Genomic DNA, 24,884 nt, shown 5'->3' with positions numbered 1-24,884 from the left:
TGTCCAAGTCATTCACCCGGACGCCGCCACTGACGTGAAGCCGCACACAACTGGCAAGATTGCTGACATGTTCAGAACTTCGAATCAGCGATCCATGGCTGTGTGGTCCGCGGTATTTGTTCTCTCCCAGGCGAATATCGTCAGACTTCTGGGGCCGGTGGGTCCGCGGGTTCTGGAGGTGCAGACGGCATTCTCCGCACGTCGGTACCGCGAGGTTCTGGCGAAGATGGACGGCACGGAGACGGCGCGGTTCCGCAGTCACTACTACCCGGACTTTGTTCATCCGGCGATCTACGCGATTGCATTGCGCGCCGCCGGCCGACGGTTGGGGGAGCGCACCCCGCTCTCGCCGACGGTTCGCAAGGCGCTTGCCGCGGCGCCGGTGTTGTCCGCTGCCGGTGACTACGTCGAGAACATCGCCGGGCTGTATCTGCTCGATCATCGTGACAACATCACCGACAGGACGGTTCGGATCACCACAGCGGTGAGCATCAGCAAATGGGTGCTTGCACTGGGAACTCTCGGATATCTGTCGCAGGGATTTGTCAGAGTATGGGTAGCTCAGTGGCCGGGTGGCCGTAGGAATCGGGTAGAGGAGTACTGATGGCGCCGGAACTGGATATCGAATACTTTGCGGACGGCGCGGAATTCCGTCGGTGGTTATCCGAGAATTACGACGTGAGTCCAGGGGTGTGGCTGAAGATGGCCAAGAAGTCATCACCCCATTCGTCGATCGACTACGACCAGGCGCTCGATGTCGCTCTGTGTTTCGGGTGGATCGACAGTCTGCCGAGGAAGGTCGACGACAACTTTTTCTTGCGGAAGTTCTCGCCGCGCACGACGCGTAGCCCGTGGTCGAAACGCAACGTGGAGATTGTCGCGAGGCTCGAGAGCGAAGGATTGCTCGAACCCGCGGGCATTGCTGCAATCGAGAAAGCCAAAGCCGACGGCAGGTGGGAGCGCGCGTACGAAGGATCCGCGAAAGCCGAGGTGCCGCAGGATTTCCTCGACGCATTGGCCTTGAATCCCCAAGCACAGGCCTTCTACGAAACGTTGAATTCGACTAATCGGTTCGCGATCTTCTATCGCCTGTTGGAAGCGAAGCGCCCGGAGACCAGGACCCGCCGGATACAGAAGTTCATCAGCCAACTCGAGGAGGGTAAGAAGTTTCACTGACGAGGGCTGACACAATGGCACTTGTGACCGAAGCCAAGACCTGCTCAGCGTTGTCTGCCGTCGACGAACCGTTGGAAGGCACGGCGGCCGTTGTGCGTGGTTGGGTGTGCCTCGAGTTTGTCGGTGCCTGGGGTCGGGATGTTCTCGACGGCACGGCTCTCGGGGAGGAACTTGCCACCGAATTGAGTCGACGCGCGGACGCTGCGGACGTGCGTGTGATGTTCATCAGACATCCCGGTCGAAACGAGACACTATCTGCCGGTCACACGGTGCTTCTTGCTCGTTCCGATCCCGATGATTCGTGGTGTGAACGACTGCAGATCGATTCGCCGTTCGATCTTCTCGACATCGACTTCGCTCTGCTCAGTGGGCCGGCCCCAGGACTGGGTGTCAGGGTCGACGAACCCGTGGTGCTGGTGTGCGCGCACGGAAAACGTGATCAGTGTTGCGCCGTTCTGGGCAGGCCGATTGCGGCGGAGCTGGTTCCGGCGTTCGGTGAGAACGTGTGGGAATGCTCGCATACGGGTGGTCATCGGTTTGCGCCGTCGATGATCCTGTTGCCCAGTGGCTATACCTACGGCCGACTGTCCGGGGCGGAAAGCCTTGCGGCGGTGGAGTCTGCGGTCAGCGGTCAAGTTCATCTTCCTGGGCTGCGGGGCCGGAGTCCGTGGAACTCGGTGGGACAGGTCGCGGAAATTGCTGTCCGGCAGTATATTCCCTGCGGCATCGACGATCTGAGGGTAGACGATCTGGGCGGTCAGCTGTGCATCGTCGAGCACGTCGACGGTCGGAGTTGGGAAGTGGAAACGCAGACGTCGGAGTTGGCTCCGCGTCCACCCAGCTGTGGGGCGGATCCCAAACCTGTTCGGCCCGTTGTTGCCACGTCAGTTCGCGAACTGGGTTCGGGCCTGATTCTTAATTAGTCGCGGTCGTGATCAGTCGCAGTCGTGCATCAGTTCACCAGGATTCCGTCGTCGACGTCGAAGTCCAGTCCCGCCGTGACGATGCCTGAGAACAGGAATGCCCCGCCGACGGCGATGGCGGGGACGGTGAGAATCCACTCGAAAATTGTCATGCTTCAAGTCTGACGACCCTGGCGCCGAAGAACATCGCCCCAGAGATCCATTTACGCAATCGGGTAGTCATCCTCGAGGATGACTACCCGATCGGGGAAAACCAGGAGCGGGTCAGTGCCCGATGCCGACCTTCGCGTGGATTTTCTTCATCCACGCCGGCGCCCACCAGTTTGCTTCGCCCATGAGCTTCACCAGGGACGGAACGAGGAGCATGCGGATGATGGTTGCGTCGACGATCAGTGCCACGATCATGCCGACTCCGAGGAACTTCATTACTCCAAGACCTGACATGGCAAAAGCGCCCGTCACGACGATGAGGAGGAGTGCCGCGGCCGTCACGATGCGGCCCGTTCGCTCGGTGCCGAACTTGACGGCCTCTTCCGTTGTCGCGCCGTCGTTCTTCGCTTCGACCATGCGCGACATGAGGAAAACCTCGTAGTCGGTGGACAGTCCGAAGACAACGGCCAGGATCAGGACAACAAATGTTGCTTCGAGCGGTGTCTGGCTGACACCGAGAAGTTCGACGCCGTGGCCCTCCTGGAAGACGAAGGTGAGGACGCCGAAGGTGGTTGCCAAGCTCAAGGCAGCCATCAGCACAGCCTTGATGGGCAACACAATTGATCCGAAGGCGAGGAACAGCAGAATCAGGGTCGAACCGACCATGATCAGAATCATGACCGGCAACCAGTGCAGGACAGCGTTGTTGCCGTCGTCGACGGTGGCTTGCCCGCCGCCGACCAATAATTCGGCGCCGTCGGGCGCAGGTATCTCGCGTAGGTCGGTGACAGCGTCACTTTGGGACTGCGGCGTGGATCCTTCGCTGTAGAACGCTTGGATTGCGATCAGCGAGTTGGTGCTCGCGACGACGGTAGCCTGCGCGATGCCCTCGACTTGGCTTGCGGCTTCGGCTATTGCCGTGCCTTCGGCAGGGTTGAGTACGGTATCGCCCTCCGCCTGCAGGATCAGTGTCGCGCCGTTCCCAGTTTGGGGAAATTCGTTGACCAGCGTGTCCATTGCAGTGCGAGCGGGGTCGTCGGTGGGCAATGCGGTGTACGAGAGTTCGCCAAGTCGTGCGCCCAGCAGCGGCGACGCCAGTACGAGAAGCAGGGTGACAATCGTGATCGATACGGCAACAGGTCGTTTCATCACCCACGTGACGACGCGACCCCAGAACCTGCGTGAACGTTCTTCTCCGCGTTGGGCTGCGCCCTTGCGCCACGTCAACGAGTTGATGCGGTGGCCCAGAATGGCAAGCAAGGCGGGTACCGCGGTCAGCGACAGTACTGCCGCGCTCAGCACGGCGGCGATGGCGCCGAACCCGAGTGAACGAATCACAGCTTGGGGGAACACGAGCATACCGCTGAACGCGCAGATCAGCAGCAGCCCCGAGAACATCACGGTACGACCGGCCGTCAGGACGGTGCGGGTGGCTGCGGCACCCGGTTCGGAACCGGAGTTCAGTTCTTCTCGGTATCGCCCGACGACAAACAATCCGTAGTCGATGGCAAGGCCGAGCCCCAGCAGTGAGGCCACGTTGATCGAGAACGAACTGACCTCGGTGACCGACGTCAGAACTCGCAGTACGGCCAAGGCGCTCAGCACGCTCAGAACTCCGACAAAAACCGGTACGGCTGCAGCGACAAGACCGCCGAAGATGAAGACCAACAGCACGAGGGTGATCGGGATGGCTATGGCCTCCGCGACAATAAGATCCTTCTCCAGCGTGGTGTTGAAGGCGACACCCACTACCGTGTTTCCCGCGAATTGTGCTTGCGCGCCTTCCACTTCGAGCGTGGGGAGCAGATCGGAAAATGTGGCGGAGGTGACTCCGGAATCCGGTGCCAAGGTGATGGCAACCGCGCCCATCGTTCCGTCGTTGGAGACAAGATTCGCCTTTGTCGCGGCGTCGGCGGTCCAATACGACTTCACCGAGGCCGTCGGGACGTTGGCCGTGAATTCGTCGACGGTGGCTGTCACCGCCGGGCCGATGTCGTCGAGACTTCGGCCGTCGGTCGGTGTGTAGATCGCAATGATGTCCGCGGTTTGCGGTCCGAGGTTTTCCTCGACGATTGCTGCGACCTTCGCGGAGTCGCTACCCGGGTCGACAAAGCCTCCTTGGCTGAGCTTTCCGAATACTCCGAGACCCCACACGCCACTGATCAGCACGATGAGAACTGCGAGCGAGAGCACCCACCATTTTCGGGAAACGACGGTTTGGGCCCAGCGTGTCATTGATCAACTCCGGTGAAATTTTCGGACATGGCCGTACCGACTGTATCGGGGGGAGGGATTCTGTATCCGGGGAGGGATTCTGGGCATGACACACCGTTGCCGCTGAACGTAAGTCACGTTCAGCGGCAACATCGGCTAATACCTGGTGCGTGGAGTCAGCGATTGTCCTTCTTGGCCTGACGCCGTGCACCGGCGGCGATACTGGACGCTTCGAACTTCTTCTTGCCCGGAGAACTACGAGTTTCGTCGACGCGAGCCTTGCCCGCGGACGCGACCTTTCCGTTACCCGTGTCGATGTCGCTGAAGGACGGTGCGTCCTTGCGAGCGCGACCCAGCCGCTCGTCCTTGAGCTCTCGGGCGCTCTGGCGCGAGACCGCTGCCAGCCGGCGGCTCACTCTGCTGAGCGCGTCTTCGAAAACTTCTGCTTTGCCGGCGTTGCGCGCATTTGCCGACTTACCGGATCCGCGTCCCTTCTTCTCGGCCACTTTTGCCGAACCCGCACGTCGGTACAACTTCGTGTACTTGTTGCGGGCTCGACGAATGCGCGTGTGCAGGGCGATCAGTTCGTCTTCGTCGAGTTCGGCAATCTGATCCTTTTTGGTCTCGAGGATCAACACGTATTCGTCCTCGGAAAGGGAATTCAGAATCTTTTTCACGTCTATTCCGATCTGTCCAGAGTTTCCGAATTTCGGTGGTACCGCATGCTAATCCTTTTTCGAGGTCCGTGGCGGAATACCGTGCTCTGGAGAGAGTCCGGAATGTACGCGGCGAGGCCGCCTGCGATTCGGTTCGGATGTGTCAGGCATACTGCTGGAAGCACTTGCAAGCCATGCGTGTGGGGGAAGCCGGTCCAATTCCGGCGCTGACCCGCAACGGTAGGTTCGTTCTCGAATCATCGAGAACGAATGAGCCCGAATGCCCGCCGCGTGGTGTGCGACATCCATTCGTCGTGGTCTACGAACCGGAAGTCCAGCGAGAGCACTGCCCGCGGATTCCCTATACGTGGTGGGTGTTCTCCCAGGATTCTCATTCGTGGCTCTGAGCCCTTTTGCGAGGTCCCGTGTCACTCAAGATTTCCCCCACCCGCGCCGTTGTCGTGTTGATCGCGACTGCGTTGATGGCCGCCGGTTGTTCGAAAGGTGAGGCAACCGAAAACTCCGCGTCGACGGAGTCGTTCGCTCAGCCGGTCAGCATCACCAATTGCGACCGTGAACTGGTCTTCGATTCGCCGCCGCAGAGAATTGTGTCCTTGAACGGCCATGTCACCGAAGCACTTATCGAGATCGGCGCGGGTGACCGCATTGTCGGACGGGCATACAGCGACAACCCGCCCACCGCGGAGACCGCCGAACAGTTCAATAAGATCCCCAGTCTGTCCGATACCTTCCCGAGCGCCGAGCAGATTCTGGACGTGGATCCCGACTTCGTTGTCGGCGGTATGACCAGCGCATTCAACGAGAAGCAGGGAAGATCACGCGACGCGTTTGCCGAGAAAGGGATCAATACCTTCCTCTTCTCGGAATACTGCGGCACCGGTTTCCCCGATATCGGACTGCTCGAGAACGACTACACCCAACTCGGCCGGGTCTTGGGTGTCGAGGATTCCGCTCGCGCCGTAGCCGAACAGATCAGCTCTGGCCTTGACGCAGTCCGCGCGTCGATCGGCGATGCCGCGCCGGTATCCGCGTTCTTCTACGACAGCGGTGAGGATGTTCCGACCACGATCGGTGGCGTCGGCGTCGGGCAACTGGTTGCCGAGTACTCCGGCGTGACAAACATCTTCTCCGAGGGTGCCAAGCCCTACATCGATGCAAGCTGGGAGGCTGTTGCCGAGCGCGCGCCCCAGGCGATCGTCGTCATCGACTACGGAGACAAGACAGCGGATCAGAAGATCGACTTCCTGCGGTCCCAGCCGTTGATGGCAACCACTCCGGCTGTCGCGCAGAACCGATTTGTTGTGGTGCCTCTTGCCGATCTCTTCGAGAGTTCCCGTTTGGTGCGCTCGGCACAGACCATTGCGAGCGCTTTCCATCCGGGTGCTGCTACTGCAGGCACTGACCCGGCGAAGTGACACTTTCACGTTCCGGTTACGGCGCTCTGCTGGCCGGACTGCTGGTAGCCCTGGCAGCCATGCTGGGGTTGGCGGTGTCGTTCGGGTCGGTGCGCATTCCCGTCGGTGACGTGTGGGCGATAGTCGGAGCACGCTTGGCGCCAGGGACTTTCGAGACCTGGTGGACGGCGGCGCGGGAGTCGATAGTGATCGACTCCCGCCTGCCGCGCGCCCTCACCGCTGCCGTGGTGGGTGCGTCGTTGGCGCTCTCAGGTGCGGTGGCACAGGCGGTCACCCGCAATCCGTTGGCCGATCCGTACCTTCTCGGTGTGTCGTCCGGCGCGGGTTTCATGGTGGTGCTGGTTTCCGTGCTGGGTATCGGTGTCGGTGTCCTGGGCGTTTTCACGATTCCCGTCGCGGCCTTTGTCGGCGCGATGATCCCGCTGTTCCTCGCCCTGGTGATCGGTGGCAGATACCCTCAGCCCACGGCGATCATCCTGGTGGGAGTTGCTCTGGCCCAGATCTTCTCGGCGCTCATCACGTTCTGCATTCTGGTTCTGGCCGACGATCGGCACGTGACGTCCGTGATGCACTGGATAGCAGGCGGATTCGGCGATTCGAGATGGTCGACGCTGATCTTCCCGACCGTCGCGCTTGTTGTCGTCGGAGTTGCGTTGCTGCTCAGCGCGCGTTGGATGGACGTCCTGCAGACCGGCGACGACGGCGCCGCAGCCTTGGGTATGAACGTGCGACGCTTCCGCGTGTTGTCACTGCTTGCGGTGTCCGTCCTGGCCGGCGCTGCGGTGAGCGTCGCAGGCGGCATCGGTTTCATCGGATTGCTGATTCCGCACCTTGCGGGATTTGTGGTGGGTACCAGAGCAATCCGTCTGCTTCCCGCCGCCGCATTGCTGGGCGCAGTGGCGATGGTGGCTGCTGACACGGTGGCACGCTCGGTGTCGGAATCGACAGAGCTCCCGGTGGGTGTGATCACTGCCTTGGTGGGAGCGCCGATATTCGTCTGGATGCTCTACCGGCAGTACAGGAGGTTGGAGCAGTGATTCTCGAACTCGTCGACACGCGGGCCCGGCTCGGAAATCGTGAGGTGTTGCACGGCATAGGTTTCCAGGCTTCCGCAGGTGAGATTCTCGGCTTGGTCGGCCCGAATGGCAGTGGCAAGACGACTGCGCTGCGTTGCTGTTACAACGCGCTGACTCCCAACGGTGGTGCGGTGCTGATCGATCGGGTGGACGCGACGGCATTGTCGCGCCGGGAGATTGCCCGAACCGTCTCGGCCAGTGTTCAGGAACCGGCGGTGTCCGGTGGGCTTTCGGTGCGTGAATCCGTTGCTCTCGGACGCACGCCGCACCGAAATTGGCTGGATCGCACGACGGAGCGAGACGGCAACATCGTGGATCGGTGCATTGAACAGGTCGGTCTCGAGGCACTGGCCGGTAGGGACGTCGCGACGCTCTCCGGTGGTGAGCGTCAGCGCGTATCCATTGCCCGGGCGCTGGCGCAGCAACCGAAGATCCTGTTGTTGGACGAGCCGACCAATCATCTGGACCTGCGGCATCAGCTGATCGTGATGGAGCTGCTCACGGAGTTGGCGTCGCAGGGGTTGGCCGTCGTGGTCACGATGCATGATCTTCGCCTGGCCGTCGAATATTGCGATCGACTGGCGGTGCTCGAGGCGGGAAACTTGCGGGCGTGTGGGCCCACCGCTGCGGTGCTGGAAGAATCGTTGCTGGCCGAGGTATTCGGGATCAAGGCCCGCGTGGAGCACGGGGTGCGTCCGCGGATGGAGATTGTGGGGCTGGCGTGAATAACGAGATAGGCGCGATCTACGCGCGGATGGCGGCGGCGGTTCCGTTTTTCGAAAGCCTCGACGCTTATCCGGCGACCATCCCGGCCGAGGTGATGACGGACCCGGACTGGATGGCAGCGCGCGTCGCGGATACGGCAAAGCGGTGGGGAAGTGACGAGAGCCGGGTCAACGGCACTTTGTGGTGGTATTCGGCCAGTTCCACGTTGACCGGCATCCCGCTCGGAACGGGGTTGGTCACCGGTTTTGCCGCCGATCCGTCGCTGTCCGGGGCCCGGATTTTCCTGCGTGACGACGGCTATCTCGGGGGATTTGTTGCTGCTTCTCTCATCCCGATCACTGTCGGTGTTGACGAGTTGGCTCGGGCGATGCACGAGGCATTGACGCCTGTCATCGAGGTGCTGGCCGAGGTGTCCGGAGTGCGCGCGAAGGCGTTGTGGGCGATCACCGCCGATTCCATTGCCAACCGCGCGCTCGATGCGGCAGGCGTACGCCGTGAGCGCGGAAGTGCCTGCGCTGCTGGATTGATCGATGCCCTCCGTAGTGCGGGCGCGCCCATTCCGCGGCCTCGTTTTGTGGATGTGAACGCGGGGGCGAACGCCGCGCGAGTGGAGAATCCGTTGACATCGGTGCCGGCGGGTCGACGACGGTTCACCCAGCGTGCGTCGTGTTGCCTGATCTACGAGGTGCCAGGCGAAGTCAAGTGCACCAGTTGCCCCAAGCGTGCGCCCGAGGATCGTGTGGGGTTGCTTGCCGCTCTTGTTTGACGGATGGCGGGTGAGCTGCCAAACTTGGAGGCATCGAACATAAGTTCGATGCACGATGCGTCTTCCCTCCCAGCATCGCGACTGTTCGCAAAGGCACTGTTCGCAATCGGTGAGGCAAGTATGGGCTGGGGTAATGGACCGCCGACGTGGTCCGAGATGGAACGAGTTCTGTCGGGACGCGCCGGCCGAGTCGAGCACGAAGATCTGTTTCCCGGGGACGGAAACGACAGCCCGGCATGGTCACGCAAGCGTGGGGAGTACACCGCCGGTGAACTCGCTCGCGGCAACAGCACCGTGCCGTACGCCGAACTTCACGCCCATTCTGCGTTCAGTTTTCTCGACGGCGCCTCACCTCCGGAAGAGTTGGTGGAGGAAGCCGTCCGACTGGGCCTGGAAGCTATTGCCGTCACCGATCACGACGGTTTCTACGGAGTGGTGCGGTTTGCCGAGGCTGCTCGAGAATGGGGAATGCGGACGGTGTTCGGGGCGGAGTTGTCCTTGGACTCCACACCGCGAGTGGGGGCGGCCGATCCCGGTGGGACGCACCTGTTGGTTCTCGCGCGCGGGCAGGAAGGCTATCGCCGGCTCTCCCGTGAGATCGCGGCAGCTCACCTGGCCGGTGGTGAGAAAGGGAAGTTGCAGTACAACTTCGACACCTTGACCGAAGCTGCGGGTGGGCACTGGCAGATCCTGACCGGGTGCCGGAAAGGTCATGTGCGGCAAGCTCTCACCGCCGGCGGGAAAAGCAGCGCCGCTGCGGCTTTGCGGGATCTGGTCGAACGTTTCGGTGCCGACCGAGTGGCGGTGGAACTCACCCATCACGGGTTGCCGGAGGACGACGAGCGCAATGCTGTTCTGGCACAGCTTGCCGCCGAACAGGGATTGCGAACCGTGGCGACCACGGCGGCGCATTTTGCGGCGCCCCCGCGTCGCCGGTTGGCCATGGCGATGGCTGCGGTTCGCTCCCGGCAGAGTCTGGACGACGCCGCCGGATGGTTGGCTCCGACGGGTGGGGCGCACTTGCGTTCGGGTGAGGAAATGGCGTCGTTGTTCTCGCTCTACCCGGAGGCGGTCAGCGGAGCTGCCGAACTGGCCCGTGAGTGCGCTTTCGATCTGAGGCTCATCGCCCCCAAACTGCCGCCGTTCGACGTACCGCCTGGCCGCACCGAGGCGTCGTGGTTGCGTGAGCTCACGATGGCGGGGGCGTTGGATCGTTACGGGCCGCCAGAGGGTGCGGAGAAGGCGTATCGACAGCTGGAACATGAGCTGGCTGTCATCACGTCCTTGGACTTCCCCGGGTATTTCCTCGTTGTCCACGACATAGTTTCGTTCTGCAAGAACAACGACATCCTGTGCCAGGGACGAGGTTCCGCGGCAAATTCGGCGGTGTGTTACGCCATCGGCATCACCAACGTCGACCCGGTTCGTAACGAGCTCTTGTTCGAGAGATTCCTCGCACCCGAGCGCGACGGTCCGCCGGACATCGACGTGGACATCGAATCCGACCGCCGCGAAGAGGCAATCCAGCACGTGTACACCAAGTACGGCCGCGAGTATGCCGCACAGGTGGCCAACGTCATCACCTATCGAGGGAAATCGTCGGTGCGGGATATGGCTCGGGCACTGGGCTTTTCGCAAGGACAGCAAGACGCGTGGAGTAAGCAGGTCGGACGGTGGGGCGGCATCGACAAGAACGCCGAGACGGATATACCGCGCCCGGTGCTGGAACTGGCCGCACAGATCGAGGGGTTTCCCCGGCACCTCGGTATCCACTCCGGCGGCATGGTCATCTGCGACCGCCCGATTGCCGACGTCTGCCCGGTGGAGTGGGCGCGCATGGCCAATCGCAGTGTCCTGCAGTGGGACAAAGACGACTGCGCTGCCGCAGGTCTGGTCAAATTCGACCTCCTGGGCCTGGGAATGCTCTCGGCCCTGCACTACATGATGGATCTGGTAGCCGAGCACAAAGGCGTCACCGTTGATCTGGCGCAGTTGGATCTGCAGGAAACTGCGGTGTACGAGATGCTCCAGCGGGCAGATTCCGTGGGAGTGTTCCAGGTGGAATCGCGTGCGCAGATGGCGACGCTGCCGCGTCTCAAACCGCGGAACTTCTACGATCTGGTCGTCGAGGTTGCCCTTATCCGGCCCGGTCCGATCCAAGGTGGGTCGGTGCACCCCTACATTCGTCGGCGCAACAAACTCGAACCTGTCACCTATGATCATCCCTCGCTCGAAAAGTCCCTGAAGCGCACACTCGGTGTTCCGTTGTTTCAGGAACAGTTGATGCAGATGGCCGTCGACGTCGCGGGATTCACGCCGTCCGAGGCAGACCAACTGCGTCGAGCCATGGGGTCGAAGCGTTCCACCGAGAAGATGGAACAACTGCGCGCGCGGTTGTATCAGGGAATGCGCGACCTTCACGGAATCGATGACGTAGTTGCCGACCGTATCTACGAGAAGTTGTACGCCTTTGCCAATTTCGGTTTCCCGGAGAGTCATTCGCAGAGTTTTGCCGCACTCGTCTTCTACTCGTCGTGGTTCAAACTGCATCATCCGGCAGCGTTCTGCGCCGGACTGCTCCGGGCTCAACCGATGGGGTTCTATTCACCGCAATCGCTTGTCGCCGACGCCCGCAGGCACGGGGTGCGAGTGCACGGTGCGGACGTCAACGTCAGTCTGGCGCATGCCACCGTCGAAGCGGCGGGGCTCGAAGTGCGATTGGGGCTGGGCGACGTGCGCAGTATCGGTGACGCACTGGCCGAGAAGATCGTAGAACAGCGCACTCTCGGCGGGCGGTTCACGTCATTTCTCGATCTGACCGGAAGAGTGGAACTCACGACGGCACAAGCGGAATCGCTGGCGACGGCTGGTGCGCTCGGTAGTTTCGGAATTTCGCGAAGAGAAGCGTTATGGGCTGCGGGCGCTGCAGCGGGGGAGCGCCCTGATCGACTACCCGGGATGGGGGCATCGGTCACTGCCCCCACCTTGCCCGGTATGAGCGACGTCGAACTGGCGGCGGCCGACGTGTGGGCTACCGGAGTATCTCCCGACACCTATCCGACGCAGTTCCTCCGCCCGCAACTCGACGCACTTGGCGTGGTCCCGGCGTCCGGGCTGCTCGACGTTGCGGACGGTGATCGAGTGTTGGTCGGGGGAGCGGTCACCCACCGTCAACGCCCGGCAACCGCGGGGGGTGTTACGTTCATCAACCTCGAAGACGAAACCGGGATGGTCAACGTGGTGTGTTCGGTGGGGTTGTGGGCCAAGTACCGAAAGCTGGCCAATACGGCGCCGGCGCTCCTCATCCGGGGGAGAGTGCAAAACGCAGAAGGCGCTGTGACCGTCGTGGCAGACCGGATGCAGCGCATGGACCTCCGTGTCACGGCGAAGTCTCGGGATTACTGTTGACAGCGCAAACGATTAGCGTATCCAGCGCATGTTTGGCAATTTAGTTGATGAAATTCACCCCCGATATCACCCTTTTGGTGATTGGCGTCGACGTGGTGTCATTCACCCCCGGTTTCATCCTTTCTTTCTCATTCTTTGCCTTGTTGTTCGAGTATCTTTTCGGTGTCCATGGACTCGTCGAGGCAACTGTGGGCGTCCGTCGGGAAATTTTCGTCGCAGCGCGCGCATGGTGAGGTTTCGGGCTTCCCGCTAGGGACCTTCGGCGATGGTCGACCGTTCGCGGTGGTGTGGTGCAGCGTGGTGTGCGGGTAAGTGGTCTTCGACCGAAATGCGGTTTAGCTGGTCTTTTAAGCGAAAATGCAGGACAGCCCGGCGGCGAATATCAGTCCGATGGGCAGGCCGGAGTTGATACAGAAGTGAGTGTCGCCCAAAAAATGGGACGAAAGTCACATTGACGGCAAATGGTCCTAAATCGGGCATGGGAGGAGACGTTTCCTCTGGCAGTTGTCTGCGAGTTACCCGTGAATCTGCTGGCAGTGGGTATTTCTTGATAGCGCGTCGATTTGTGCGGAAAAGAAATACGGCACTTTTGGATTCTAAACTTCTGGAATCGAGCAATTTTCGCGCTGGTTTTTTTAATAGGAACGACGTAGCGTCCATCCGTGCAATCAATCAGCTAGTTGAGTAGTGAAGTACAGGCAAGTGAAGTACAGGGCCGGGTTCCGGACTGGGGAAGCCGGAACACGGTGCCAAGGGGCGGGATTCATCCCGCGGAGGGAAATCATGTCGGAACACAAGGGCCTGTGGGCTGACGCCTGGTCCGGGTTGGGGACCACGCACGGCGCTCGGCCTACGGTTCGGCCTACACGGCCTCGCCGCCTGAATCACGTCTTCGAAGCAAGTGCGGACTCGGTTCCGGGCGCGATCGCGCTCGAGTGCGATGGATTTGCGATCACCTACCGCCAACTCGAAGACCGATCGAATCAGTTGGCGCACATGTTGATCGGTGAGGGTATCGGGGTTGGCTCACGCGTTGCGATCTTCCTGAACCGCTCGGTAGATACCTACGTAAGCCTATTGGGCGTGCTCAAAGCCGGCGCCACCTTCGTGCCGATCGATCCAGGTGCACCGTCCGATCGCGTTGCGTACGTGGTCGAAGACGCCGGAGTTCAGCTTGTGCTGACCTCGACAGAGTTGGAGCCGAACGCCGAGGAATGCAACGTCGCGCGGCTCACCCTCGACACGAACGTAGCGGTGTTGAACTTCCAGCCGCAGCATCGGCCCGTCCTGGACCTTGCGTCGGACCCTGACCCGGCCTGCTACATCCTGTACACGTCTGGTTCGAGTGGTCGACCCAAAGGCGTCGAAGTTGCCCAGTCGAGTATCTGCAACTTTCTCGACGTGGTTCCCGACGTCTACGATGTTCGGCCGAATGATCGTGTCTACCAGGGTATGACGATTTCCTTCGACTTCTCGATCGAGGAAATCTGGCCCACCTGGGCCCGCGGCGCAACCATCGTCGCCGGACCGACGGACAGTCGGCGACTTGGCGGCGAGTTGGCGGATTTCCTCGAAGAACGCGCCATTACGACGCTGTACTGCGTACCGACTCTGCTCGCCACGATCCCGCGCGATCTGCCCAAGATTCGAAATCTGCTGGTCGGCGGTGAAGCGTGCCCGCGTGAGCTGGTGGAACGGTGGGCGCGTCCGGGCCGCAAGATCCTCAACACGTACGGGCCCACCGAGGCAACGGTCACTGCAACGTGGGGTGAACTCCTGCCAGGTCGGACGGTGACGATCGGTCGCCCACTCCCGACGTACTCCGTCGTCATTCTCGACGAAGCTCGCGGGCTGGTACCCCACGGTGAGGTGGGCGAAATCTGCATCGGCGGACGCGGTGTTGCGCGTGGCTATGTCGGACGCCCCGACCTGACCGCCGACAAATTCATCGATCACTTCTCCGTGCCGGCGGGCCAGAAGCTCTACCGGACCGGCGATCTCGGACGCTGGACGTCCGACGGTGAGATCGAATATCTGGGCCGCGCCGATGCCGAGGTCAAGATTCGTGGTCACCGAGTTGATCTCGGTGAGATCGAAAGTGTTCTCCTGGAACATCCGTCTGTGTCGGAGGCCGTAGTGGCGCTGGTCGCCGCGTCGGAAAACGAGACGCCGTCGGAACTGTGCGCGTACATGGTGCTGGTCGACCCGATCGAGGACGAGTACCTGGTCGGGGAACTCGCGAAGGCTGTGTCGCAACGACTTCCGGCGTACATGGCGCCGGCGTTTGTCGACTTCATCCCCGCATTGCCCGTGATGCCCAGCGGCAAAGTAGATCGATCGAAGCTCCCGGAACCGACCCGGCGACGTTTCTCGGCTCCTACCGGCCCGGTAGTCGAACCCCGGAACGAGCAGGAAGTAGCGGTTCGCGATATTTGGGCGCGGGCGTTCGGCATACCCGCAGACGAGATGTCGGTCGAAGCGAACTTCTTCGAAGATCTTGGTGGCCATTCGCTGCTGGCAGCAACGGTTATCTCTGCCCTGCGCGAAAGTGGCATCGGCGCAACTCCCTCGATCCGAGATCTGTACAGCCATCCCACTGTTCGCTCGATCACGCACGCGCTGGCAGCAGTGGGCTCCCAGCATCCGATTGCCCCGAATGTTGCTGTCAAACACACGGATACGGAAGTGGCTCGCGCCGGGGGCATCCAGTTGGCAGTGATCTATGTGTTCCTGCTGATCACGACGCTTCCCGTCTCGTACGTCTACACGAAGAACGACGGGTTTGTGTCGGTGCCGGTTCTGTTCGAGATGTTGGCAGCCATCATGCTCACGTATCTCTGCGTGCGCTGGTTCCTGCCGGTCATCAGTGCGCGCCCACTTGCCGCAGGAATCAAGCCTGGGCGATACAAACTCTGGGGTCCGACGTATCTGCGGCTGTGGACACTAGACCTGCTCCTCGCGGTCGGTGCTTTGCCCGTGGTCAGCGGATCGCCGTTGATGTCGATCTATCTCCGCATTCTCGGTGCGCGCGTCGGGCATCGCACTACCATCGCGACGTCCTCGATATCGTTGCCGACACTGGTCGAGATCGGAGACGGCGCATCGATCGGTTACGGTGCGACCATCCGGCCGTGGCGCGTCGAATCCGGTTCGGTGACGGTGGGGAAGATCGTCATCGAATCGGGTGCATTTGTCGGTGCAAACGTGGTGCTCGAACCTGGATCGACCGTCGGGGTACGCGCCGCACTCGGTGATCAGTCGCTGCTTCCGTCCGGGCACATCGTGCCGCAGGAGGCCAGGTGGGCAGGATCGCCGGCAGTACCGACCGAGTTCTTGGATCCGGCTGTGGAAACCATGATGCGAGCCGAAAGTGTCCGTGCCCGTTGGAAAGTGCGTCACATCCTCGCAGCAATCGCCGGTCTGACGGCGCTCGAAGTGGGTGCCATCGCCCTGATGGTTCCCGGTATCGCACTGGTCTGGGGCGCCCTCCTGGCATGGGGTGTTTTGGCGGGACTGGTGGCGACGTTGTTTACCGGACCGATTTTCGTGATCACTGTCTGTGTTTTTGTTGCCGTGAACAAACGACTCGTTCTTCGCAACGCGCCTGCCGGAATGCATCCTGTTCGCTCGGGTCTTGGTATCCGCAAGTGGATGGTCGACAAGTTGCTCGAGTTCAGTTTGCTGTTCACGAACTCGCTGTACGCAACGCTGTATACCGCGCCGTGGTTGCGGTTGCTCGGGGCGGACATCGGTCGCGGAGCAGAAGTCTCCACCGTGTCGCATATCGACCCGGACATGCTCACCGTCGGCAAGGACAGCTTCATCGCCGACATGGCCAGCGTGGGAAGTGCGAGCTTCGCAAACGGCCGGATCATGTTCCAGCCCACTCGAATCGGCGAACGCACCTTCATCGGTAATGCCGCGGTTATCCCGTCGGGTATGGAGATCGGCGACAATGCGTTGATCGGTGTCGCGACGGTGCCGCCTGTGAACGGTGTTCCGGAAGGCACGTCGTGGCTCGGTTCGCCCGCTATCTACCTGCCGAACCGTCAGGACAGCGGAGATTACGACGACGCCCTCATCTATACGCCGCCGCAGGATGTAGTGCGTGATCGCTACGTGATCGAGTTCTTTCGCGCCACCTTGCCACCCACAGTTCTCGGCGTGAGCTTCTACCTTTATCTGTTGGTCTTGTCCTCCTTGGCATTCGGGCGAGCACTTCCCGTTCCGGCCCTCGTTGCGCCGCTGGTCGCGATGGCGTCGAGCCTTGCGGTGATCGGATTCTGCGCGGCGGTGAAGCGAAATACTGTGGGACGCTACGAACCTCGGGTTGAGCCGCTCTGGAGTAAGTTCGTCCGCAGGTCCGAATTTGCGACCGGGCTCTACGAAAGCGCGGCTGTGCCGATTGGCGTCGGGATGCTGGTGGGTACCCCGTTCCTGCCGATGGTGCTGCGCTGGTTCGGCACGACAATCGGCAAGCGGGTGTGGTTCGGAACCACCTATCTCACCGAATTCGATCTCGTCCACGTCGGCGACGACGCCACTATCGGAACCGAGTCGTCGCTGCAGACACACCTGTTCGAGGACCGTGTCATGAAGATGTCCACGATCACCATCGGCGATGGCGCCAGCATCGGGACACGATCGATCATCCTCTACGACACGGTTGTCGGCGAGGAAGCCTCACTCAGTCCGCTGTCGTTGCTCATGAAGGGCGAAGAGCTTCCGGCGCGGACGAGTTGGCGCGGAATTCCCGCTGAGGGGATTCGCGCCGACGACAGCTCGACTGTTCTCCTCGAGAAAGCTGTCCTCGAGAAAGCTGTCACCGACCAAGCTGTCACCGACATCGTCGTCGCGCAAGGAGTGTCCGCATGAAATGGGTATCGCTGTCTCAGAACAAGACCCGTCGAAGCACGACCTACAGCACGCGGCCGCACCCGCGGGCACTCGTGTACCGCGGCCCCGCGTCGTTACCGGGGTGCCCGGAAGCCGTCGCAGATCTGTTGTCGTCGAGCGCCTGGAACTTCGACGTGCGCTTTGTCGGACCGGACGAGGAGTTGCAGATCGACGATTCCACGCTCCATTCGGCGGCGCTGTACGCACAACCCGGCGGCGGTGACCTGGACAGGGCGTTCACGCACCTGCGCCGCCATGTTCCGGCGATTCAGCAATTCGTCCGATCCGGTGGACGGTACTTGGGATTCTGCCTCGGTGGTTACCTCGCGGGCCGCAGCCCCGGGTTCGAACTGTTTCCCGGTGATGCAGACCAGTACGTCGCGTTGCAGAACGCCGAAGTGCACGACACAAAAGGTGCTGTACTCGAGGTGGATTGGAGCGGCCAGATCGAGGAAATGTACTTCCAGGACGGACCGTACTTCTCACTCGACCGGCATTACCGGGATTACTACGATTCCGAGGCAGCGATTCTCGCGCGGTATCAGAACGGAAGTATCGCGGCTTTGAAGATCGACTACGGCAAAGGTCGGGTCGGGGTAGTCGGGCCGCATCCTGAAGCCGACGAATCCTGGTATCAGGGTGACGGTTTGCGGGCACCCGAGCACCTCGCCACCGACCTGGGGTACCGCTTGATCAACGCGGTGATGACCCGATGACAGCCAGTCCGCTCGCGCTGACGGAGCAGATCCCGGTAGTGGAAAAACAGCGACTTCTCGGGATCGACGCCGCCCGCGGTATTGCCCTGCTTGGCATGATGGCCGTCCACTCACTGATCGCCGTGAGCGACGACGGATCCCCGACACTGTCCTACGGCATTTCGGCAGGGCGATCGTCTGCGTTGTTCGCAGTCCTGGCCGGTGTGGGAATTGCCTTCACGACCGGTCGCGCGCGGGTGGAACGTGGTGATCGTGGTGCCACCGCAGCGTCACTGGCAGCGCGTGCCGCGGTGGTCGGGGCCATCGGATTGATCATGGGATACACCCACGCGGAACTAGCCGTGGTGATCCTGCCGTACTACGCGATCCTTTTCGTGATCGCTATCCCGCTTGTCTTCTTGCCTACCCGTGCAGTTGCAGCACTCGGCCTGCTGATCGCTCTTGTCGTGCCGGCCGTCATCGAATTTTTCGGGACATCGCTCCCCGCACCGAGCTTGGACAACCCGACGCTGGTCGGCATTATCGAGAATCCACTCGGATGGACCGTCGAACTGCTGTTGAACGGGGAGTTCCCGGCTCTTCCGTGGACTGCGTACATGTGTGCCGGTATCGTCATCGGCCGGTTGAAGCTGACATCTGCGAACGTGGCCGGTTGCTTGTTGGTGTTCGGCGCTGCACTTGCAGTCGGCACGCGAATTCTGTCCGAGGTCTTGATCTTTCATCTCGGCGGACTGGAACACCTCATGGCGGGCAGCGAATTGTCGCGCGAGGAAATTCTCGACATCATCGCCTACGGCGCCGACGGTTCGGTGTTCGGTTCGACGTGGTGGTGGCTTGCCGTCGACGGCCCGCACAGCAGTACGCCGCTGGACCTGTTGGGGACGATAGGGTCGTCAATGGCCGTGATCGGGGCGATGCTGTTTCTCGGCCACCTGGCGGGGACAAAACTGGATACGTTGGTCAAAGTCGTGATGGTGCCCTTGGCTGCCGCCGGATCGATGACCTTGACGCTGTACGTGCTTCACATCTGGTTCATCAATTCGAACTACGACACGTACGGCGCGTGGACGGGGTACATCCTGCAGGTTCTGGCCGCTTTTGCCATCGGACTTTTTGTGAAGTTGACTACCGGGCGTGGACCGTTGGAAGCGTTTGTGACGATGGTGGCAAATCGAAGCAAGCGGGCTGTTACGGAGAGGGCGTCCACAACTTCTCCGGCGCACCACGCCTGACCGTATCGATCAGATCGTGGCCCAGGTCGAATCGGATTCCGTCCGGATTGGTGAGACCGCGTGTGTACCAGGACCGCTCGGCTTCCGGGTGTGGTCCGACAACGCCGACGCGTCCGAGGCCGAAGTCGCTGACCACGGCTGCGACCTTGCCGTTGCGGTAGCGGGCCAGTACCTCCACCGGGGCGTCGTCGCGCAGTACGAAGATAGGGCCGTCCTGGAAGAACATCGTGCGTTCCTCCTCGCGCCAGGTGACGTTCACGATCGTGTTGCCTGTTGTGTCGATCTCGGACTTGCGGGACGAGATATATCGAGCGGTGTCTCCCGGCAGCAGTCCGAAACCCGGTGTGGCCCCGGCCAAGTAGCCGCCAAGGCAGAAGCCGAGATAGTGTCCGCCGGTTCGGACCCACTCGCGGATCGACTCCGCGTGTTGTTCCATGTGGACCCATGCCGCCGACAGTTCCCCGCCGCCGGGTTGTGCATAGAGCGATGCACTCGCCAACGCTGCTGTCGTCAACGGAACATCTTCGTCCGGACCGCAGAACGTCACGTCGTACGGATCGGACGAGGATTCGAGTAACCGACCAACCGCCTCGGGACAACCGGGTGATGATGCCGGCCCGCGGTAGACCAAGGCGCGCCGGGGACGGATTCGGGTGGAATCGGCTGACGCGACAACAGTCCCGCCGATGGTGATCAGCGCAGCGGCCGAGACGAGGAAGGTGCGGCGATTCATCGCGTGATCAGTTCTGACACGATCAGCTTCGCCCGGCAATCATGGGTTCACTTTATCGAACTCGTGGTTCGGCCAGGTCGTCGCGTCCGCTGCCGGTGGCTCCCGCGTACCGTTACGGCAGAGCTAGGTTACCGAGGAAACCGGGAACCGCCGACACGAGAGTAGGACTGCGCACAATGTTGGAAGTCGATATCACTGCACTGGAAGCGGCACTGGCGGCAGGTGAGCCGTTGATCGATGTGCGGGAGGCAGACGAGTTCGCCCAGGTGCGTGTTCCCGGTGCCGTACTGATCCCGATGAGCGAGTTCGTCTCGCGGATGGGGGAGATCCCTGATGCCGAGACGGTGTACGTGATCTGCGCAGTCGGTGGCCGCAGTCTCCAGGTTGCCGAGTACCTCCAGGGTCGCGGCATCAACGCTGTGTCCGTACGTGGCGGAACGATGGAGTGGCACCAGTCCGGGCGCGAGGTCGAAACCGGCGCCGTCTAAGCGGGCGCGGGCAACGCTCCGCTACGGATGGAGTTCACGGTGCCCGCTGCCACTGTGGCCCAGATCGGGATGAGTGCAAGCAGCAGCGCAGCGGCAACCGCGAGGATCAGTTGTGAATCGGTGGCGATACCAAAAGCGTTGGCGCCGACGGCACAGGCTCCGATCGGGAAGGTGAAACTCCACCAGCCGAGCGAGAACGACAACCCGCCTCGCAGGGCTCGGATCGTGACCGTCGTGACGGCGATGAACGCCACCACGCCGAGTGCGCCGACTACGGTGCCGTACACAAGCCCGAAGGTATGCAGGGCGTCGGCGGTGTCTGCGGCGACGGCGTGGCGTGCTGCGTCGGCCAGGAGATTGGCGGCACCGATCGACTGGCCGATCACGCCGAGCGGGATCCACAGTGACGGAATGGCATTGAACGGAATCGCGTCGACGCCGCGAGCACGGTTGTCGGCGAACTGCCGAGCGACGGCTGTGGCGATGACCAGTGCCGCCGAGAGCGCCAGCGCGAACATCACGTAACAGAACACGAGAACCGACGTGCGGACGGCGCCTTCAGTCAGGTGCGTCGTCACCGCCGCTCCCGTCGTCGCGGAAACCATCGGCGGTACGACGGGCATGAGCCAGAACGGCATGGCCGTCGCCATGCCGGCGTCGCGGACCAGACGGACCATCATGACGACATAAGTGCACAAGCCCAGGGTTGTGCCCAGCACCCAGAGAGTTATCGAGATTGTCACCGCCGCGCTGTGGCCGAGATAGTTCGCGCCCGTGACGCCGGTCGCGGACCCGACTGTCACCAGGGCCATTGCCACCGCGCCGTAGAACGGGAACATCGCGGGGCTACGGAGGTAGGCGAGTGCAAGATCGCGGTGGGTGATCCAATGCGCGGCAAACGCGCCGATCAAAGCGATCAGGATGGCTGCGGCGAGGAACCAGAAGAGATCCGCCACCACGTGTAGTGCCGCGACCTCGTGTTGGAGAGACGCGGCTGCCACCGACACGATTCCCGTTCCCATCGCTGCCGCAAACCAGTTCGGGGTGATGTGGGCGAATGCGGACGGGGTAGCGGTGCTCATGCATTCCAGTGTGTCGGTGTTGGGTTTGCCGACGGTAGATGGCCTGTTGTTGAATGCCCACAAATGGCGCTTGTGGGTCTAATCTGAACGCATGTCGCTGTCCCCGCGAGTCCCGGAACTCAGCGCCCTCGACGTCCTTCTGTCTGTGGGCCGCCTGGGAAGCATGGGCGCTGCAGGTCGGGAGCACGGACTCAGTCAACAGGCGGTCAGTGCCCGGGTTCGATCGGTTGAACGCCAACTCGGGATCAAAGTCTTCGATCGTGCCGCAACCGGTGTTCGCCCGACGGCTGAAGGTGGGCTGATTCTCGAATGGGCCAGTCACATACTTGTCACCGCGGAAGAGATGGCGTCCGGTGTTGCGGCGCTGCGCGGCGAACGTGACGCGGCTGTCACGGTTGCGGCAAGTATGACCATTGCCGAGTACCTCGTGCCGGGGTGGACGGTAGCCATGCGCCACAAGTTCCCCAGCGTCGTGGCCTCGGTCAGCCTCCACAATTCTTCCGATGTCTCGGCGCAGGTTCAGGCCGGCCGAGCCGACATCGGTTTTGTCGAAGGTCCGGACGTGCCGACCTCACTCGCGTCCTGTGAAGTGGCGCGTGACCATCTTGTTGTTGTTGTGCCGCCGAACCACGAATGGGCTAACGGCGCTCCCGTTCCGGTGGAGGAGTTGGCCCGCACACCGCTCATTCAACGGGAATCGGGATCCGGCACTCGAATGACACTCGAAAATGCCGTACCCAATTGTGCGCCACCACTTCTCGAGCTGACGTCGTGCACTGCCGTCAAGGCTGCTGTCGTTGCGGGCAACGCGCCGGCCGTGTTGTCGTCCTTGGCTGTTGCCGCTGATCTCACCGACGGCCGGTTGGTTGCCGTGACCGTCGAAGGTCTGCGGATGCCCCGCAGATTGCAGGCAGTCTGGGATCCGGTGCGAGGATTGCGCGGCGCGGCGCGGGATTTCCTCGACATCGCACTCGGTTCCAACACTGCTGTTCACTCGCGCTGAGGCTCAGACAGCACCCTTGAATCCGTGTTGACGCCACGCTTCATAGGTGACCAACGCCGCTGCGTTGGAGAGATTGAGTGAGCGTCGGCCGGGAAGCATCGGGATACGCAGACGCTCGGTGATGTGCTCGTCAGCTAGGACTTCCTCGGACAAACCCGTCGGTTCGGGACCGAAGAGCAGAACATCACCGGGTTCGTACGCGATATCGGTATACGGGACGGTTGCATGTGCGGTGAAGGCAAACACCCGTGCCGGGGTTACGGCCTCCCACGCTGCAGCCAGGTTCTCGTGGACAGTCACGGTCGCCAAGTCGTGGTAGTCCAACCCCGCTCGCTTGAGCTTCGGTTCGGACAGGTCGAACCCGAGTGGGCCCACCAGGTGTAGTTCACAACCGGTTCCCGCGACCATGCGGATCGCGTTACCGGTATTGGGTGGGATGCGGGGCTCGTGGAACATGACTCGGAACACCACAAAACCCTACCGCGCATGCCATTGGCGGCCGCGATGTCGGGGTTTTCCGCATTCAGTTACCAAACTGCAAAGTTTGTGGGAATCTAATTGCCGCATTCTTCTCAGAACGGACATTTGATGAATACTCCTGCCGGTTGGAATCCCGACCCCTTCGATCCGACGATCGACCGCTACTGGGACGGCCAGCAGTGGACGGCACAAACCCGCCCAAAAATTGTCGACGCCCCGACGCAGGTGTTCGGAGCACCCGGCTCGCCGCAGCAGGATCCCACCGCACCGGACGATCAGAAACGCCGCAAGTGGCCGTGGATCGCGGGCGTTGCCGCAGCCGGGGTTGCGGTAATCGGAATTGCGGCAGGGACGGGAGGCTCCGAAGAGTCGAAGACCCCGGCGGCGACTTCCTCGACGACAGTGGCAGCGACAACTACGCAGGCAACGACAACGACCACAGTCAAGCCCACAACCACGACCGTCGCGCCGGCGACCACCACGACGGTGGCTCCGACTACGACGACAACACTCGCCATAGTCCCGTTAGTTCCGCAAGTAACCACAACGACCCAGTACGTTCCACCGCCTCCCGTCTACACGCCGCCGAAGACAACCGAACCTGCGTATGTTCCGCCTCCACCCTCGGTGGGCACGGTAACTCCAGGTTCATTCTGTTCGACGCCTGGAGCGATCGGTGTGACAAAGAAGGGCACCGCGATGGTGTGTGGGATCGGAAGCGACGGCAAGGACCGCTGGGTATCGGCTGGCTGACGGCCGGCGGCAGGGGTTCGGTGAATTCGCTGTCGGTAGTGCCGGGCAGTATGTAGGTCATGCCTCTCGAAGAATCCGACAACGTTGTCGGCGAAGACTATTCCGACGCGCGATTGCCGGGAAAGGTGTGGCGCCAGCGCACGTTCACCAATTGTGTGTTCCGTGACGCAGACCTCACGGGCATGACGACGGAATCGGTGGTCTTCGACAACTGTGATTTCACCGGCGCAGATCTGGGGGAGTCGGAGCACATCGGTAGCGCGTTCCGTTCGTGCAACTTCGCGCGGACCAGCCTGTGGCACAGCACCTTCCGAAACTGCACTTTGATGGGATCGACGTTCGACGGATGTCGCATCCGGCCGTTGACGCTCGACGAGGTGGACTTCTCGCTCACCTCGTTGGGTGGCGCGGATCTGCGGAGGATCGACTTCACGTCATGCCGCTTCCGCGAAGCGAATCTCGTGCGTACGGATATGCGTGATGCGATTCTGGTGTCGGCGGATCTGTCGGGCGCTCGTACCGGTGGACTCAAACTCGACGGCGCGGACCTGCGCGGCGCGCGCGTCGATCCGGGTCTGTGGACGTCTGCAGTCGTGGCAAACGCCAAGATCGAATTGATGCAGGCGGTGGCGTATGCGTCGGCGCACGGTTTGGTTGTCGACCTGTAGATGCAACCGGTCAACAGCGGGAGTTACCGCTCCAGGCGTTCCTCCAGCCGAATCGTCACGAGGTCACCGACGTCTTTGCCGATGGCTGTGCGGATGTCGGCCTTGACCGGGAGCTTGTGAGTGCCGTCGCCCAAGGCCATGAACGAACTCTGAAACGGATGTCCGTCGATTGTTCCGCGCACCTTGACCAGTCCGCGGGTACGGAAGTATTCGGCGGACTCCGGCCAGATCACGTATGTCCAGCCACCTTTCGCGTCACTTTTGCGCAGTGTGGCGGTGAATACCTTGTCCAACAACATGGT

Annotated in this window: 23 protein-coding genes and 1 riboswitch; of the genes, 16 read left to right on the top strand and 7 right to left on the bottom strand. The window is 61.8% G+C overall.

Annotated elements, in window-relative coordinates; all coding sequences use genetic code 11:
• Window positions 1–67: 67 nt before the first annotated feature.
• The 3 genes from EEB13_RS03865 to EEB13_RS03855 are packed head-to-tail and all read left to right on the top strand — an operon-like array spanning window position 68 to window position 2,099.
• A complete protein-coding gene (locus EEB13_RS03865; protein ID WP_141484654.1) occupies window positions 68–604 on the top strand; it encodes a hypothetical protein in 537 nt (178 codons plus the stop codon).
• On the top strand, window positions 604–1,176 hold the full coding sequence (locus tag EEB13_RS03860; protein ID WP_033231305.1) for a YdeI/OmpD-associated family protein: 573 nt from the start codon (window positions 604–606) through the stop codon (window positions 1,174–1,176). Before EEB13_RS03865 ends, EEB13_RS03860 begins: the two co-directional genes overlap by 1 nt.
• A gap of 14 nt (window positions 1,177–1,190) precedes the next feature.
• Entirely contained in the window at window positions 1,191–2,099 is a 909-nt protein-coding gene (locus EEB13_RS03855; protein ID WP_141484653.1) for a sucrase ferredoxin, read from the top strand.
• 29 nt (window positions 2,100–2,128) lie between these two features.
• Here EEB13_RS03855 and EEB13_RS31910 read toward each other — a convergent pair whose 3' ends face one another.
• The 3 genes from EEB13_RS31910 to EEB13_RS03845 form a co-directional block, all read right to left on the bottom strand.
• Window positions 2,129–2,251, bottom strand: a complete 123-nt coding sequence (locus tag EEB13_RS31910; protein WP_258190574.1) for a hypothetical protein — start codon at window positions 2,249–2,251, stop codon at window positions 2,129–2,131.
• A 112-nt stretch (window positions 2,252–2,363) separates the two neighbouring features.
• Entirely contained in the window at window positions 2,364–4,484 is a 2,121-nt protein-coding gene (locus EEB13_RS03850) for an MMPL family transporter (RefSeq protein ID WP_141484652.1), read from the bottom strand.
• A gap of 155 nt (window positions 4,485–4,639) precedes the next feature.
• Window positions 4,640–5,140, bottom strand: a complete 501-nt coding sequence (locus EEB13_RS03845; protein ID WP_033231302.1) for a hypothetical protein — start codon at window positions 5,138–5,140, stop codon at window positions 4,640–4,642.
• Window positions 5,141–5,278: 138 nt separating this feature from the next.
• A riboswitch (cobalamin riboswitch) is annotated at window positions 5,279–5,426 on the top strand.
• 175 nt (window positions 5,427–5,601) lie between these two features.
• Here EEB13_RS03845 and EEB13_RS03840 point away from each other — a divergent pair.
• The 9 genes from EEB13_RS03840 to EEB13_RS03800 all read left to right on the top strand — a co-directional run bounded on the left by EEB13_RS03840 (window position 5,602) and on the right by EEB13_RS03800 (window position 19,375).
• Window positions 5,602–6,555, top strand: coding sequence for an ABC transporter substrate-binding protein (locus tag EEB13_RS03840; RefSeq protein WP_141485533.1), 954 nt, complete (start codon window positions 5,602–5,604; stop codon window positions 6,553–6,555).
• Entirely contained in the window at window positions 6,552–7,592 is a 1,041-nt protein-coding gene (locus EEB13_RS03835) for a FecCD family ABC transporter permease (RefSeq protein WP_033231300.1), read from the top strand. The genes EEB13_RS03840 and EEB13_RS03835 overlap by 4 nt, the downstream gene beginning before the upstream one ends.
• Window positions 7,589–8,356, top strand: a complete 768-nt coding sequence (locus EEB13_RS03830; RefSeq protein ID WP_141484651.1) for an ABC transporter ATP-binding protein — start codon at window positions 7,589–7,591, stop codon at window positions 8,354–8,356. Before EEB13_RS03835 ends, EEB13_RS03830 begins: the two co-directional genes overlap by 4 nt.
• A complete protein-coding gene (locus EEB13_RS03825) occupies window positions 8,353–9,123 on the top strand; it encodes a (2Fe-2S)-binding protein (RefSeq protein ID WP_261984441.1) in 771 nt (256 codons plus the stop codon). Before EEB13_RS03830 ends, EEB13_RS03825 begins: the two co-directional genes overlap by 4 nt.
• Before the next feature lie 120 nt (window positions 9,124–9,243).
• Window positions 9,244–12,531, top strand: coding sequence for an error-prone DNA polymerase (locus EEB13_RS03820; protein WP_141485531.1), 3,288 nt, complete (start codon window positions 9,244–9,246; stop codon window positions 12,529–12,531).
• Between the two features lie 47 nt (window positions 12,532–12,578).
• Window positions 12,579–12,764 (top strand): hypothetical protein, encoded by a 186-nt coding sequence (locus EEB13_RS03815; protein ID WP_033231297.1) that lies wholly within the window; start codon window positions 12,579–12,581, stop codon window positions 12,762–12,764.
• Between the two features lie 550 nt (window positions 12,765–13,314).
• Window positions 13,315–17,406, top strand: coding sequence for a Pls/PosA family non-ribosomal peptide synthetase (locus EEB13_RS03810; RefSeq protein ID WP_141484650.1), 4,092 nt, complete (start codon window positions 13,315–13,317; stop codon window positions 17,404–17,406).
• Window positions 17,403–18,143, top strand: coding sequence for a BPL-N domain-containing protein (locus EEB13_RS03805; RefSeq protein ID WP_080711574.1), 741 nt, complete (start codon window positions 17,403–17,405; stop codon window positions 18,141–18,143). The genes EEB13_RS03810 and EEB13_RS03805 overlap by 4 nt, the downstream gene beginning before the upstream one ends.
• On the top strand, window positions 18,140–19,375 hold the full coding sequence (locus EEB13_RS03800) for a heparan-alpha-glucosaminide N-acetyltransferase domain-containing protein (RefSeq protein WP_141484649.1): 1,236 nt from the start codon (window positions 18,140–18,142) through the stop codon (window positions 19,373–19,375). The genes EEB13_RS03805 and EEB13_RS03800 overlap by 4 nt, the downstream gene beginning before the upstream one ends.
• Here EEB13_RS03800 and EEB13_RS03795 read toward each other — a convergent pair.
• Window positions 19,332–20,108 carry a BPL-N domain-containing protein gene (locus tag EEB13_RS03795; protein ID WP_045070731.1) on the bottom strand — a complete coding sequence of 259 codons (777 nt, stop codon included), beginning with the start codon at window positions 20,106–20,108 and terminating at the stop codon, window positions 19,332–19,334. The two genes, EEB13_RS03800 and EEB13_RS03795, sit on opposite strands and share 44 nt — an antisense overlap.
• Before the next feature lie 176 nt (window positions 20,109–20,284).
• On the opposite strand from EEB13_RS03795, the gene EEB13_RS03790 reads away from it, so the two are divergent.
• Window positions 20,285–20,596 carry a rhodanese-like domain-containing protein gene (locus EEB13_RS03790; protein WP_045070729.1) on the top strand — a complete coding sequence of 104 codons (312 nt, stop codon included), beginning with the start codon at window positions 20,285–20,287 and terminating at the stop codon, window positions 20,594–20,596.
• On the opposite strand, the gene EEB13_RS03785 is transcribed toward EEB13_RS03790, so the two are convergent.
• Window positions 20,593–21,678, bottom strand: coding sequence for a TDT family transporter (locus EEB13_RS03785; RefSeq protein WP_141484648.1), 1,086 nt, complete (start codon window positions 21,676–21,678; stop codon window positions 20,593–20,595). The genes EEB13_RS03790 and EEB13_RS03785 overlap by 4 nt on opposite strands.
• A gap of 91 nt (window positions 21,679–21,769) precedes the next feature.
• Here EEB13_RS03785 and EEB13_RS03780 point away from each other — a divergent pair, with 91 nt between their 5' ends.
• Window positions 21,770–22,681 (top strand): LysR family transcriptional regulator, encoded by a 912-nt coding sequence (locus tag EEB13_RS03780; protein ID WP_141484647.1) that lies wholly within the window; start codon window positions 21,770–21,772, stop codon window positions 22,679–22,681.
• Between the two features lie 3 nt (window positions 22,682–22,684).
• Here the strand turns inward: EEB13_RS03780 and EEB13_RS03775 are convergent, their stop codons facing one another.
• Entirely contained in the window at window positions 22,685–23,149 is a 465-nt protein-coding gene (locus tag EEB13_RS03775) for a tRNA (cytidine(34)-2'-O)-methyltransferase (protein WP_141484646.1), read from the bottom strand.
• A gap of 120 nt (window positions 23,150–23,269) precedes the next feature.
• Here EEB13_RS03775 and EEB13_RS03770 point away from each other — a divergent pair, with 120 nt between their 5' ends.
• Both EEB13_RS03770 and EEB13_RS03765 read left to right on the top strand, forming a co-directional pair.
• A complete protein-coding gene (locus EEB13_RS03770; protein WP_141484645.1) occupies window positions 23,270–23,914 on the top strand; it encodes a DUF2510 domain-containing protein in 645 nt (214 codons plus the stop codon).
• A gap of 59 nt (window positions 23,915–23,973) precedes the next feature.
• Entirely contained in the window at window positions 23,974–24,582 is a 609-nt protein-coding gene (locus EEB13_RS03765) for a pentapeptide repeat-containing protein (protein ID WP_033231293.1), read from the top strand.
• A gap of 23 nt (window positions 24,583–24,605) precedes the next feature.
• Here EEB13_RS03765 and EEB13_RS03760 read toward each other — a convergent pair whose 3' ends face one another.
• On the bottom strand, window positions 24,606–24,881 hold the full coding sequence (locus EEB13_RS03760; protein ID WP_045070724.1) for a DUF1905 domain-containing protein: 276 nt from the start codon (window positions 24,879–24,881) through the stop codon (window positions 24,606–24,608).
• Window positions 24,882–24,884: the final 3 nt, after the last annotated feature.

The sequence above is a fragment of the Rhodococcus sp. WS3 genome, assembly GCF_003797085.1.
Classification (GTDB): Bacteria; Actinomycetota; Actinomycetes; order Mycobacteriales; family Mycobacteriaceae; genus Rhodococcus_F; species Rhodococcus_F globerula.
The sequence above is the reverse complement of the archived record's forward strand: the minus strand, read 5'-3'. Positions and strand labels throughout refer to the sequence as shown.